Raw genomic sequence first — 13,523 nt, forward strand, 5'->3', positions numbered from 1 at the left:
GTCGTGGTGGCGCGCTCCCCCTCACGAACACCCCGTCGTGCTGCCGCACGTATCGCACTTCATACACGTCCCATTCCGCACTAGCGTGAAGTTGCCGCACTCCGAGCACATCTCGCCCTCGTAGCCCTTGGCCTTGGCTTCCGCGCGGCGCTCGGCCTTGCTGGGCACCGCGGTCTGTGCGGCGCTGCCGGCCTTGCTCCACTGGAGGGCTTCGAGCTTCTCCGTCGGAGAAAGGTCGTGGGCCACTTCCTGCTTCAGCGCGACCGCGCCTTCCAGGACGTCGCCGACCCGGGCGCTTGCGCCGTGCCCGGCGAGCGCCGTGACCTTGCTGCCGCCTGATGGCGCGCTGTCATTGCCGGATGAGACCGCGGTGGAGCCGCTGCGCATCACGAACAGATTGTCGGTACGGGAGCGGGTGAGGCCGCGCGAGACCAGCCGGGTCGCCTGGTGGTTCTGTTCGTCCGGCTCCTTGCCTTCCTCGACGCCCTTGCCGAGCGCGTCGAAGTTGGACTCGGTCGGATCGACATGGGCGAGGTCGAAGCGCGACATGTAGCTCACCGCCAATTCACGGAAGACATAGTCGAGGATCGAGGTCGCGTACTTGATGCTGTCGTTGCCCTGCACGGGGCCCGCCGGCTCGAAACGGGTGAAGGTGAAGGCGTCGACATATTCCTCGAGCGGCACGCCGTATTGCAGGCCTAGCGAGACCGCGATCGCGAAGTTGTTGATGAAGGAGCGGAGCGCCGCGCCTTCCTTGTGCATGTCGATGAAGATCTCGCCGAGACGGCCGTCGTCATACTCGCCGGTGCGAAGATAGACCTTGTGGCCGCCGACGACCGCCTTCTGGGTGTAGCCCTTGCGGCGATCCGGCATCTTCTCGCGCTCGCGCATCACGATGATGCGCTCGACCAGCTTCTCGACGATCTTCTCCGAGACCTGGGTCGCGCGTGCCGCCATCGGCTTCTCGTAGAGGCTTTCGACCGCATCGTCCTCGTCCTCATCGTCGCTGATGAGCTGCGAGTTGAGCGGCTGGGAGAGTTTTGAGCCGTCGCGATAGAGCGCGTTGGCCTTCAATGCGAGCTTCCACGACAGCATGTAGGCGGACTTGCAGTCCTCGACAGTTGCGTCGTTCGGCATGTTGATGGTCTTGGAGATCGCACCCGAGATGAAGGGCTGCGCCGCCGCCATCATGCGGATGTGGCTCTCGACCGACAGATAGCGCTTGCCGATCTTGCCGCAGGGATTGGCGCAGTCGAACACCGAATAGTGCTCGGCCTTCAGGTGCGGAGCACCTTCCACCGTCATCGCGCCGCAGATGTGGACGTTGGCCGCCTCGATCTCGCGCTTGGTGAAGCCGACGGCCTGGAGCAGGTCGAAGCCCGGGGCCGCGATCGCCTCGGCACCGATGCCGAGCTGGTCGCGGATGAAATCCTCGCCAAAGGTCCACTTGTTGAAGGCGAACTTGATGTCGAAGGCGGTCGGCAGCGCCTTCTCGACCTTGGCGATCGCTTCATCGGTGAAGCCTTTCGCCCTGAGGGTCGAGGCGTTGATGCCGGGGGCGTTGGAGAGCGAGCCGTGGCCGACGGCGTAGGCCTCGATCTCCGCGATCTCGCTCTCGCGATAGCCGAGCGCGCGCAGCGCCGCGGGGACCGCGCGGTTGATGATCTTGAAGTAGCCGCCGCCGGCGAGCTTCTTGAACTTCACCAGGGCGAAGTCGGGCTCGATGCCGGTGGTGTCGCAATCCATGACGAGGCCGATCGTGCCGGTCGGCGCGATCACCGTGGTCTGGGCGTTGCGATAGCCGTGCTTCTCGCCGAGCTCGAGCGCCGCATCCCAGGCCGCCTGCGCGTGGCTGACGATGTCAGCTTGCGGGCAGGAGACGAGGTCCATCGGCACCGGGTTCACCGAGAGCGCCTCGTAGCCGGAGGCCTCGCCATGCGCGGCGCGGCGGTGGTTGCGGATGACGCGCAGCATGTGCGCGGCGTTCTTCTTGTAGCCGGGGAAGGTGCCGAGCTCGGCCGCCATCTCGGCCGAGGTCTTGTAGGTGATGCCGGTCATCACAGCGGTCAGCGCGGCGCAGAGCGCGCGGCCTTCCTTGCTGTCATAGGACAGGCCCATGGTCATCAGCAGGCCGCCGATATTGGCGTAGCCGAGGCCGAGCGTGCGGAACTCGTAGGAGAGCTCGGCGATCGCGCGCGAGGGGAACTGCGCCATCATCACGGAGATTTCGAGCACGATGGTCCAGAGCTGGCAGAGGTGCTCGTAACCCTCGACGTCGAAACGCTTGGTGTCGGTGTTGTAGAACGTCAGCAGGTTGGCCGAGGCGAGGTTGCACGCCGTGTCGTCCAGGAACATGTATTCCGAGCACGGATTGGACGCGCGGATGTCGCCGGACGCCTTGCAGGTGTGCCAGTCGTTCATGGTGGTGTTGAAGTGCAGGCCCGGATCGGCCGAGGCCCAGGCGGCGTGACCGATTTTTTCCCAGAGGTCGCGCGCCTTCAGCGTCTTCGTCACCTTCTTGGAGGTGCGGGCGTTCAGATTCCAGTCGCCGTCGGTCTCGACAGCGCGCAGGAAGTCGTCCTTCAGCGAGACCGAGTTGTTGGAGTTCTGGCCGGAGACGGTGAGGTAGGCTTCCGAATCCCAGTCGGTGTCGTAGATGTCGAACTGGATGTCCTTGTAGCCTTGCTTGGCGAACTGGATGACCCGCTTGATGTAGTTGTCGGGCACCAGCGAGCGACGAGCCAGCTTGATTTCACGGCGCAGGGCAGGGTTCTTCTCGGGGTCGAAGCAATCGTCGCCCGAACCTTCGCAATTGACGCAGGCCTTCAGCACCAGCTTGAGGTGCTTCTGGTTGATCTTGGAGCCGGTGACGAGGGCCGCGACCTTCTGCTCCTCCTTCACCTTCCAGTCGATATAGGTCTCGATGTCGGGGTGATCGACGTCGACGACGACCATCTTGGCGGCGCGGCGCGTGGTGCCGCCCGACTTGATCGCGCCCGCGGCGCGGTCGCCGATCTTGAGGAAGCTCATCAGGCCGCTCGAGCGGCCGCCGCCGGAGAGCTTTTCGCCCTCGCCGCGCAGGCGCGAGAAATTGGAGCCGGTGCCGGAGCCGTATTTGAACAGGCGGGCCTCGCGGACCCAGAGGTCCATGATGCCGCCCTCGTTGACGAGGTCGTCACCGACGCCCTGGATGAAGCAGGCGTGCGGCTGCGGATGCTCGTAGGCCGACTTGGACTTGGTCAGCTTGCCGGTGAAGGGGTCGACGTAATAATGGCCCTGGCCGGGGCCGTCGATGCCGTAGGCCCAGTGCAGGCCGGTGTTGAACCATTGCGGCGAGTTCGGCGCGACCATCTGCATGGCGAGCATGTAGCGGAGCTCGTCGTAGAACGTCTGCGCGTCCTCGTCGGAGGAGAAATACTTGCCCTTCCAGCCCCAATAGGTCCAGCAGCCGGCGAGGCGGTCGAACACCTGCTTGGCGCTGAGCTCGCTGACATAGCGCTCTTTCTCGGGCAGGGCGGCGAGGGCTTCAGTGTCGGGCACAGAGCGCCACAGGAAGGAGGGGACGGATTCCTCCTCGACCTTCTTCAGGCGCGCGGCAACGCCGGCCTTGCGGAAATACTTCTGGGCCAGCACGTCGGAGGCGACCTGCGACCATTCGGTCGGGACCTCGACGCCGTCCAGTTTGAACACGACCGAGCCGTCGGGATTCCTGATCTCCGACGTGGTCTGCCGGAATTCGATTCCAGCGTAAGGTGACTGTCCCGAAGTGGTGTGGCGCCGCTCAATCCGCATGGTCTTGCCCCGTCCTTTTATGTGCCGGACTGCCTCCGCAAGGCGCCCGGGTCGCTATTTCATTTCGCGAATCCGCCCTGGCCGTCGGGCCTGGTAGGCTTCGCAGTTCAGCCGGTGGTTCCCGGCCCTGTTTTTCCCGGCGCGATGGTTCGGTGCGTGCACCGTCCACCTGCCGGCATGTCCAGACCGATCCGCCCCCAAGGGGATAAGCCCGACATGCGTTCAACGCCCCACAACTTCACTTCTACCGATGCCATCCGAACCTGTTGCCGGCCCGTTCTGGCGCCCGAAAAGTCCGCGTTGTCAGGGCAGACAAGCCCTCATCCCGCTGCCTTCGTCTGGCTTGGCGGAGTGCAGTTTTGCGAGACCCTTTGGGGGAGTGCCGGCGGGACGCAAACTCACTCGCGCCGAACGGACCGAAAGCTAGGACTCTCCGTTGCGCCCGTCAAGAATTAGTGCGGGTTCCTGAATCAAATACTAAATATGGTGGATTGCGGGGGATAACAGGGGGCAAGCCCGCGCCTGTTCTGGAGGCAAGTATCAGTGAGTCCTCAGGGATTCCCAACCGAAAAAATTTGTCTTCGGTGTCGCTCGGAACCCTTCATCCCGCTGTTCACAGGGCAGGTATATTTTTGAGCAACGGGGTTGCCTCGGCGGGACTCACGTAGTGGTACGGAAGGTGAGGGCAGGCATGCCCGCCGAGGTGGTGGTCGGCTGCCCGAATCCGCGCCAAGCTGAGCTCGATTTTGCCGGATACCCCCATGCTTGATTCGACCAGGCCGGGCTTGCGACCGCGCATCGCCCCGGCCGGCCTGATGTTCCTTGCCATCACCTCGATCGGCTGGGGCTTCAATTGGCCGGTGACGAAATTTTTGCTCGCCGAGCTGCCGCCGCTGACCCTGCGCGGGGTGACCGGCGTGCTGGGCGCGCTGCTGCTGGCGGCGCTGGCGGTCATCGGGCGGCAGAGCCTGAAGGTCGAGCCGGCGATCTGGCCGCGCCTGATCACCGCTGCCGCGCTCAACGTCACCGGCTGGATGGTGCTGATGGGCCTGGCGCTGCTCTGGCTGCCGGCGAGCGAGGCGGCGCTGATCGCCTACACCATGCCGGTCTGGGCCTCGCTGATCGCCTGGCCGGTGCTGGGCGAGCGGCCGACGGTGCTGCGCACGCTGGGGCTGGTGATGGCCTTCATCGGGCTCGGCTCGATCATGGGCGGCAACGGCATTGCCGCCAGCACGGAGAAGCTGCCGGGAATCGTCATGGCGCTGTGCGGCGCCATCGGCTTCGCCGTCGGTACGGTGGTCTCGAAGAAATACCCGATCCATCTGCCGCCGCTCACGGCCGCGGCCTGGCAGATCGGGATCGGCTGCCTGCCGATCTCGATCGTCGGCCTGCTGGTCGAGACCACGGATCTGTCGCTGGTGACGCCGGTCGGATGGTGGCTGCTGGTCTATTCGACCGTGGTGCAGTTCTGCATCGCCTATGTCAGCTGGTTCGCAGCGCTCGCCCGCCTGCCGGCCTCGGTGGCGGCGATCGGGACCATGGCGGTGCCTGTGATCGGCGTCGTCGCCTCCGCGCTGGCGCTGGGCGAGCCGCTCGGGCCGGGGCAGATCGCGGCGCTGATCTTCACGATGGCTGCGGTGGTGCTGGCGACGCGTTAGGCGCCCAGCGCCTTCCGGATCATCTCCGCGAGCTGGTTTCTCCGATACGGCTTGGTCAGCAGCATCACGCCGTCATCCAACTTGCCGTGGTGGACGATGGCGTTGTCGGTGTAGCCGGAGGTGTAGAGCACCCTCATACCCGGCCGCAGCTTCGCCACCTCGTCGGCGAGCTCGCGGCCGCTCATGCCGCCGGGGATGACGACGTCGGTGAACAGCAGGTCGAAGGCCTGGCCGGCCGCGATCAATTCCAGTGCGGCCCGGCTGTCGGGCGCGGCGACCGTCTTGTAGCCGAGGCTCTGGAGCTGCGCGGTGACGAAGTTGCGCACCAGAGTGTCGTCCTCGACCACGAAAATCGTCTCGGCGCCGCCTTCGGCCTGCGGCGTCGCGGGGGCCGTCACCTCCGCCATGCCTTCGCCGGGCGGCAGGTAGAGCTTGATCGTGGTGCCGTGGCCTTCTTCGCTGTAGATCTTGATGTGGCCGCCGGACTGCTTGACGAAGCCGTAGACCATGGAGAGGCCGAGGCCAGAACCCTTGCCGACCTCCTTGGTGGTGAAGAACGGCTCGAACGCCTTCTGCTGGATGTCGGCCGTCATGCCGGTGCCGGTGTCGCTGACTGCAAGCATCACGTAGGGACCCGGCCGCACCTCCACATTGGCCTGCGCATAGGCCTCGTCCAGCACGACGCGGTGGGTCTCGAGCAGCAGCTTGCCGCCGTTCGGCATGGCGTCGCGGGCGTTGATGGCCATGTTGAGCACGGCATTGGTGAGCCGGGACGGATCGATGTGGGTGGTCATCGACCCCTGTTCCAGAACGGTCTCGATCTGGATCTGCTCGCCGAGGGTGGGGCGCAGCAGCTTTGCGATGTCGGCGATCGCGCCGTTGATCTCGACGTTGCGTGGCTCGAGCGGCTGCCTGCGCGCAAAGGCGAGCAGATGCTGGATCAGCTCGGCGCAGCGCTCGGCGGCATCGTCGATCAGCCGTGCCGTGCGCTGAAGCTCGGGCTGGCCCTTCAGGCTCTCCACCAGCGTCTCGGTGTTGCCGGAGATCACGGTCAGCATGTTGTTGAAATCGTGCGCGACGCCGCCGGTCAGCTTGCCGATCGCATCCAGCTTCTGCGACTGCTGCAACTGTCGCTCGGTCTCGCGCGAAATGGTCGCATCGTGATAGACCAGCACCGCACCGGAAATCTCGCCCTGTCCGTCCCGCATCGGCCGGCCGCTGATCATCAGGTGACGCGGAGAGTTGCCGCTGTGCGGGCGGACGATCATCTCCAGGTTCTCGAACTGCTCGCCGCGCAGCACGCGCACCGAGGGCAGCTCGTCGGCCTTGAGCGGGGTGACGCCGTCGCCGTGAAACACGTCGGACAGCGCGCGCAGATTGCGCAGGTTCATGCCGGTCCGGTGCAGCAGCATGCGCTCGGCGGCCGGATTGGACAGAAGGACATTGCCCTCGGTGTCGATGACCAGCACCGCCTCGGCCATGCTGTGGAAGGTGCTCTGGAGCACGTTGACCGACAGGCGCAGCTCGTCATGGGCGGCGACCAGATGCTCGGTGCGCTCGGCCACCGCCGCCTCGAGCTGCTGATTGGCGGCCGTGGTCTCCAGCAGCGTGCTCTTCAGCGCGCCGGTGGTACGCTGGCTCTCGCGCACTACCATCACCACCAGCAGCAGGATCACCAGCGCGCCGGCGACGTCGATGCCGAGCAGCACGATGCCGGTGCGGCGCGAATCCTGCGAGCGCGCGTCGAGCAGCCGTTCTTCCTCCGCGCTCAAATGGTCGAGATTGCCCATCACCGTGTCCATGAGGCCGCGGCCCTCGGCCTTGCCCTGGAGCGCGGCAATGCCGGCCTGGTCGTTCTCGGCGCGCAGGCGCATCGCATGGGCGGCGATCTCGATCCGGCGCAACGCCAGCGACTCGGTGCCCTCCAGCAGCGCGACCTGATCGGGATTGTCGCGCACGACCCGCTTGAGGTCGGCGAGCGCCGGCGCGATCTGGGCACGCACCGCCTGGAACTCGTCGCTGAAGCCGGGGCTGCGATAGAGCTCGTAGCCGCGTGCGGCGCTCTCGGCGCGGCGCATCAGCACGCGCAGATCGGAGATCTTCTTCTGCACCTGGACGGTATGATTGACCCAGGTCGCATCCGACCGCGACTTGACGTCGAGTCCGATCGAGGCGGCGGTGATGAGCAGGAGGATGGCAAGTCCAGCACCGAGAATGACGCGCTGCGTTGGGATCAAGGTGCTTCTTTCTTGTCCTTCGGCTGTGCCACCTCGCCGAGGCATTCCCGAATCGTGGTCAGCAGCGCGTCCGGCGTGAACGGCTTGCGCAGGCAGCGTGCCGCGCCGAGCTCCAGCGCCATGCGGAGGAAATCGGGGGAGGGCGAGGCCGATGAGGCGAAGGCATAGCCTGACATCGCGATCAGCGGGATCGCCGGCGCGCGCTCGTGAAAGATGCGGATGGATTCGAAGCCGCGCATGTGCGGCATGAAGATGTCGACCAGCATCACGTCAAAGGCCTGCGCTTCGAGCGCAGCCAGCCCCGTTTCTCCGCCGTCGGCCATCGTGACATCGAAGCCCTGACGTCGAAGGAGGACTTCGATGGTCGCGCCGACCATCGGATCGTCGTCTACCACGAGGATACGCGGCATGACATTTCCCAGCAAATCGAAGTCCCCATACCGGTGATATAGGCGAATCGCTGGATCGGTCAATTTGGGATTGGGTCGTGGTAGATATGCACGGCGCGGTGCATAAAGTTTCTGGCGGAGATCAATGGCCGGTCAGGACGGCGGCGCCCTTCGTTGTCCGAGTTGGCCGATGATCGTGAGCAGGCGCGCGAGCTCGACCTGGCCGCGCGTGCCGGTCTTGGCAAAGATATTTCCAGGATGCGTTTTGACAGTATTTTGCGAAAGGTTGAGATAATTTGCCGCTTCGCCCCCGACCGTCTCGGAGCCGACGGCCAAGGCAACACGCGTCTCGGCCGGCGTGAGTCCAAAAATCGCAGCCGCCTGCGTCATGTGGGCAAGAAAGAAGGCCAGTTCTTCAGACCCGGCTGGAGTCAGTGGTTCGGAGCCGACCGGGCCTTGAAGAATCAGCGGGGCAAAAATGCCCCGCTCGCGCAAGATCATCGCCGCCGAGCGGTTCCATATCCGCTGGGGCGCGAAGAGGTCGGCGTAGATGTCGGTTCTGTGAAGGCATCGCGGCCGCCCATCGCCGAGACAGCGCCGGACAGAAGAATGGGGTTCACCACGCGTAGCGTATCGCACCCTTGCCCGCGTAGCTGCGAACCGTATCCGCGAATTCGCCCTCAAACGTCGCCGCAGCGGACCAGCCATTCATCCACTTCACTTCAGCAGAGGCGCTTGTCAGCGCGGAGTCGTGCGGCTGCGACGCGCCGTTGACGACGAAGGCCGCGCCCGGCAGGGCCTGGAATGTCGCGGCAATCGAGCGATCCGGATTGAAATCGTGCGCCCAGGCGAGCCGGCCGCGCAGCGTCAGGATCGCATTGGGCACGGCGAAGGACTTGTCACCGCGCACGCCCAACTCACTGCGGCTGTCGGTGACGCTCTTCGCAGCGTAGGCGAGCGCGAAGGCCGGGGTCCCCACCGCGGCTGATTCTGCGTAGGCCGGCAGGGCGAACGTGGTGAACTGACCCGCGGCGTAGGGGGTGAGACCCAAGCCGCCAAGCCAGGATGTCGCGAACCGGTAGCCACCTTCGATGCGGCCCGAATAGGCATTCGCATTGAACGCGGCATGCAACCGGTCGGCGCCGGCGATCGTCACGATCCGATCGGTGGTGATGTCCTGAAAGCCGTAGGCAAGCGCAGCCGAAACGTAGGCGGGACCGGATTTATGCCGAACGAACGCGCCTGCCTGGAACAGGTCGGATCGGCCGTAGCCGCCATTATCGACCGAGAAGCTGGTGCCGCCGCCCGCAAGTGCAAAGCCTGCAACAGTGTCGGGAGAAAAGCGATAGTCGGCGCCGACCGCGACGCCGGCAAGGCTGCTCGTCGTGTTGTTGCTGCCGAGCGAGGTGTTTCCGTCGGTCGTCTGCGAGCCGCCGAAGCCGGCCGCCCATACACTCCAGCGGGGATCGTGGGTTTGCGCGATCGGAGCCTTCGCGAACATCAGGGCATAGGCATCGCGTTCCGGCCGGGATGTTCCGCGGCGCGTATCGCCGGCCGCGAAAGACGACGTGCCGGACGGCGTCGCGGTCTCGCCGCGTCCGGCAATGAAGGGGGCGGTCAGCACGCCCATGAACTGGTTCATGGCGTTGAAGGTGGCCTGCTGGCTGCCGGTGGCAGCTTCGCCCGAAGCCTGGGTGAGGCCGGTCGACGTCAGGGTGCCGTACACGGCGGGAATGCTGCCGTTCGCATTGAAGAAGTTCGTGAGCGCGCCTGCGACGTTGCGCTGGTTCGAACTCAGGCTGTCCAGCGCATAGTTTAGCGTCAGGTCGAGATAGACGTTGTTGGCATCATAGCTCAGGCCCGAGCTGAAATTGAGGGGCAGGTTTGTGTTGACGAGCGAGCTGAACGTGCCGCTGATGCCGAGGCTGGCGTTCAGGACCGTGTATTGCTTTGCGACGTAGCTTCCGGGCGCGAATACCGCCCGCACGGTGGCGCCGCCCAGCGTGGCCGTGCCCGAGACGTTGGTGCGATCTGCGCTGGAGGGCGAGACCTCAACCAAGTAAGTCGCTGCTGCACTGAAGGTGAGCCCGTGCCACACCGTCAGCGTGCCGATCCCGTTGCCGGGCGAGAGCGCACCACCGTTGACGAGGACGTTGTTGACGATGCCGCTGCCGCCCAATGTGCCGCCGGCATTCACGGTAGTGCCGCTTGCGCCGTTAAGATCGCCGTCGACAAGGAGCGTCCCGCGGGTGACGTTCACTGCACCCGTGAAGACACTGGAGCCCGTCACGGCCCAGGTTGAATTATCGACTTTGTTGAATGTGCTGAAGCCGCCGTATTGCGCGGGACCAAGCCGCGACATGTCGAAGACCCCTGAGCCGCTGCCGCCGAGTTGGAATGCATCGCTGCCGGTGCCGATCACGTTGCCCGAGATGGTCGAGCCCGGTGCAACCGTCAGCGTATTGCCGCTCCCGCTAAACTGGATCGCGGTGGAGCCGCTGGTAGCGCTAATAGTGCCGGCGTTGAAGACCGACGAGCCGCCGCTGCCGAAGACGATGGCCCCGCTCGCGCCTGTGATTGTACCGGCATTGGAGACCGCGCCGGCGCCGTTGGTATAGACACCATAAAGGCTGCCGGTAATGCTGCCACCGGCATTGTTGGTGACGGTTACGCCGTTGTTGCCAATGACACCGATGCCGCCGAATGCCAGGTTACCGGTAACGGTACCGGAGTTGTTGACGGAGACGGTATCTGAGGCCGAGATCCCCCAGAGTGGACCGGTGATGTTCGCGCCGGCATAGTTGGTGACCGTGACGGTGGTACCGCTAATGCCCCAAGCTGTAAGCCCCGTGATAGCGCCGTAGTTTGCAATGTTGGTTGTTCCGGTGCCGCCCCCGATTGCATATTGGCCGCCGGTAATCGTGCCGCTTGCATAGTTCGTAATGGTCGCGCCAACGTTGACGAGAATCCCTGTCTGGCTGGTGCCGGTGATGGCGCCGGAGTTGGTGAGCGTGGCCGAGTCGAAGTTCACTCCGGTCCGCGCCCCGATCACAGTCGAGCCGACGCCGTTGTTGATGGTTCCCGTTGAAACCAGTATTCCCGTCGGGAATGCGCCTCCAGTTCCGCTGACCGTCGCACCCTCAGCGACGTTGACGGTGATGCCGGTCTCCGCACCTGAGCCATAGCCGTCGGTGCCGGCGCTTGTTCCCGGCGCGCCTGAACCCTGGTTGACAGTCGTGCCAGTGCAAGTGGCCGTCACGTTGTTGGCGGACGCCGGCGTGCAGTCGGCCCAGGCTGGGCCTCCCCACAAAATTGCCGCTGAAATCGTCAGCGGCCCTGCGAAGCGCGAAACGGAGCCGCGTACGCGTTCCGCCTTGGGGCCGGCGCAGGCGCTGCCGGCGGCTCGGATCGACCGCTGCATCGTTCTTCCCATTCTTTTCACAACTGAGCTCCGTCGCCGCGACTCTCATGAGTTTGAATCTCCGTGCCGTGGATATCGATTGGTCGCGTTCGCCGCGTCGCCCACCCGGGTGATGCTGCGCAGCTTGCGCGGCAACCGTGGCGCTCAAAGCACACTCACTGTGGAGACTTGTTGGAATCCATACCGATGTGTGAAGTGAATTGGTGGCTCACGCGCGCGCCTCACCCGACAGGATGATGACGCGCGATCTCGGCCCGACGTATTGCAGGATCGTGATCCCGGTCGGGCTGGTCGGAGATCTCGCTCGCAGAAGGACGCGATCGCGTCCTGGTTGTGGGAGGTGCCAAGATGACCAGATTTGCCATGCCCGGTTCGCGTTCAGTGACGAACCGGTCTCGACCCGGACGAGATCGCGCGGTCTACCGACGATGGGCGCGCGCGATGTGCGTTATCGACTTTCTGATCTTTGCCGTCTTGCTGATCGGCGTCTCGCTCTACGATCTCAGGACAAACCGGATCGCGGATCATGCCCGGGCGATTGGCTCCGATGCACCCGCAGATTTGCAGACGACGGCTGCGATCCGCAACGGCGGCTGATCTTTCCATTTGATCATGTGTCCGCGCTGCCTACGACATCGCGGCTGAATTGCAAATGACGAGCCGGGTCGAACGCGATTGAGACCTGGACCGGGATATGACCGAACATTGGACGCGACCCTCACCCGAATGGGTGAGGCGTCGCGCCATGAGCCGCCGTATCTTCATATGATCTCCTAGGATGGCACGGAGCAGGCAGCCTGCCGGTGTTTCGGTGAGGGGAGTGCAGTGAATTTCTCCGGCGACAAGATCGAGAAAATGCTCGATCTCATCTACGATGCCGCGGCCGAGAACGATCTGTGGCGCCATGCGCTCACGGCGATCGCCGATCTGACGCAAAGCGAGGGCGGCATCCTGTTCGGCCAGTCCGTCACCGCGGGGCGCGTCTATTTCGACTTCAACGGCCGCCTGAACGAGGAGTGCAACGACGCCTATCAGCGGCGGCACATGCAAAATCCGTGGTCGCAGTACATGGAGACCCAGGCGGTGGGGCGACTGGTGCAGTCCGATGAAGCCATTCCGCTGGCGGAGCTCCAGCGCACGGCGTTCTACGACGAGGTGCTGCAGCCGCAGGGCGTCGCGCACAACGGAATGATGGCGCTCGCGGCACGCGATGATTTCCGTGCCGCCTTCAACATGTGCCGCAGCGTGCGGCGGGGACCGTTCGATTCCGACGGACAGCGATTCCTGGAATGGTTGTCGCCGCATCTGCGGCGGTCGGTGACGCTCGGATTCAGGATTGACGGCTATCTGGCCATGCAGCACGCAGCATTCAATGTCCTCGACCGCCTCGCCGACGGTGTCGTCGTGCTGGACCGCAAGGCGCGGGTGCTTTTCGCCAATGCTGCCGTGCGACAGATGGCGGAGGAGGGATCATTGCGGCTGCATCAGTCGATCGCGACCCATTCGCCGGCGCATTCGCAGCGCCTCAACCAATTGATCCGAGGCGCGCTGCGAGGGGCCGCCGGCGGCACGATGAGCCTGCCGCGCCATCTCGACGGCCGGCTCCTGACCATCCTGGTCGCCGCGATCCGGAGCAAGGATCTCGGACGATTGTCCGATGCCGGCATGAAGGATGCGGCGGTGCTGCTGTTCGTGGTCGATCCCGCCAAGCGGCGATCGATTCCGCTCGGACAGATCATGGATGCCTACGGTCTGACCCACGCCGAGGCGCGGGTCGCGCTCGCGTCGTCGTCCGGCAACACGACGATCGAGACCGCCCAGTCGCTCGGGCTCTCGCCCAACACCATCAAGACGCATCTGCGCCGCGTCTTCGCCAAGACCGCAACCGCACGCCAGGCCGAGCTCGCCGGCCTCATCGCCGCGATCGGCAGCGTGCGGATCGGGGACATGGACCCGGAACAGTGATGCATCACCCGGCAGGGTGATGACGGCAGATGTGCCGATCCGCTAAATCTCGCGTCGAAGC

Annotated in this window: 8 protein-coding genes; 3 read left to right on the top strand and 5 right to left on the bottom strand. The window is 64.8% G+C overall.

Translation table 11 applies throughout. The annotated features are described in order from the left end of the window. Nucleotides 1–21: 21 nt before the first annotated feature. Nucleotides 22–3,792 (bottom strand): vitamin B12-dependent ribonucleotide reductase, encoded by a 3,771-nt coding sequence (locus I3J27_RS17500; RefSeq protein WP_270171736.1) that lies wholly within the window; start codon nucleotides 3,790–3,792, stop codon nucleotides 22–24. Nucleotides 3,793–4,553: 761 nt separating this feature from the next. Between I3J27_RS17500 and I3J27_RS17505 the strand changes: the two genes are divergently transcribed. Further along, on the top strand, nucleotides 4,554–5,450 hold the full coding sequence (locus I3J27_RS17505; RefSeq protein WP_270171737.1) for a DMT family transporter: 897 nt from the start codon (nucleotides 4,554–4,556) through the stop codon (nucleotides 5,448–5,450). On the opposite strand, the gene I3J27_RS17510 is transcribed toward I3J27_RS17505, so the two are convergent. From I3J27_RS17510 to I3J27_RS17525, 4 genes are all read right to left on the bottom strand, one after another. Beyond that, the gene (locus I3J27_RS17510; RefSeq protein ID WP_270171738.1) at nucleotides 5,447–7,687 is read right to left on the bottom strand and encodes a CHASE3 domain-containing protein; all 2,241 of its coding nucleotides are present in this window, start codon (nucleotides 7,685–7,687) and stop codon (nucleotides 5,447–5,449) included. The two genes, I3J27_RS17505 and I3J27_RS17510, sit on opposite strands and share 4 nt — an antisense overlap. Next, a complete protein-coding gene (locus I3J27_RS17515; protein WP_270172827.1) occupies nucleotides 7,684–8,097 on the bottom strand; it encodes a response regulator in 414 nt (137 codons plus the stop codon). The genes I3J27_RS17510 and I3J27_RS17515 overlap by 4 nt, the downstream gene beginning before the upstream one ends. A gap of 132 nt (nucleotides 8,098–8,229) precedes the next feature. Beyond that, nucleotides 8,230–8,577: a helix-turn-helix transcriptional regulator gene (locus I3J27_RS17520; protein WP_270171739.1), complete on the bottom strand. Its 348-nt coding sequence runs from the start codon at nucleotides 8,575–8,577 to the stop codon at nucleotides 8,230–8,232. 115 nt (nucleotides 8,578–8,692) lie between these two features. Further along, entirely contained in the window at nucleotides 8,693–11,497 is a 2,805-nt protein-coding gene (locus tag I3J27_RS17525) for an autotransporter outer membrane beta-barrel domain-containing protein (protein ID WP_270171740.1), read from the bottom strand. 441 nt (nucleotides 11,498–11,938) lie between these two features. Between I3J27_RS17525 and I3J27_RS17530 the strand changes: the two genes are divergently transcribed. Both I3J27_RS17530 and I3J27_RS17535 read left to right on the top strand, forming a co-directional pair. Then, on the top strand, nucleotides 11,939–12,094 hold the full coding sequence (locus I3J27_RS17530) for a hypothetical protein (protein WP_270171741.1): 156 nt from the start codon (nucleotides 11,939–11,941) through the stop codon (nucleotides 12,092–12,094). Nucleotides 12,095–12,322: 228 nt separating this feature from the next. Further along, entirely contained in the window at nucleotides 12,323–13,462 is a 1,140-nt protein-coding gene (locus I3J27_RS17535) for a helix-turn-helix transcriptional regulator (protein ID WP_270171742.1), read from the top strand. The last annotated feature ends 61 nt before the right edge of the window (nucleotides 13,463–13,523 follow it).

This window comes from Bradyrhizobium xenonodulans (genome assembly GCF_027594865.1).
GTDB classification, from domain to species: domain Bacteria; phylum Pseudomonadota; class Alphaproteobacteria; order Rhizobiales; family Xanthobacteraceae; genus Bradyrhizobium; species Bradyrhizobium xenonodulans.

Bases quoted from the DNA above. Each gene is read 5' to 3' on its own strand.
- I3J27_RS17525 (WP_270171740.1), bottom strand. From the start codon at position 11,497: ATGCAGCGGTCGATCCGAGCCGCCGGCAGCGCCTGCGCCGGCCCCAAG.
- I3J27_RS17505 (WP_270171737.1), top strand. From the start codon at position 4,554: ATGCTTGATTCGACCAGGCCGGGCTTGCGACCGCGCATCGCCCCGGCC.
- I3J27_RS17520 (WP_270171739.1), bottom strand. From the start codon at position 8,577: ATGATCTTGCGCGAGCGGGGCATTTTTGCCCCGCTGATTCTTCAAGGC.
- I3J27_RS17500 (WP_270171736.1), bottom strand. From the start codon at position 3,792: ATGCGGATTGAGCGGCGCCACACCACTTCGGGACAGTCACCTTACGCT.
- I3J27_RS17530 (WP_270171741.1), top strand. From the start codon at position 11,939: ATGTGCGTTATCGACTTTCTGATCTTTGCCGTCTTGCTGATCGGCGTC.
- I3J27_RS17515 (WP_270172827.1), bottom strand. From the start codon at position 8,097: ATGCCGCGTATCCTCGTGGTAGACGACGATCCGATGGTCGGCGCGACC.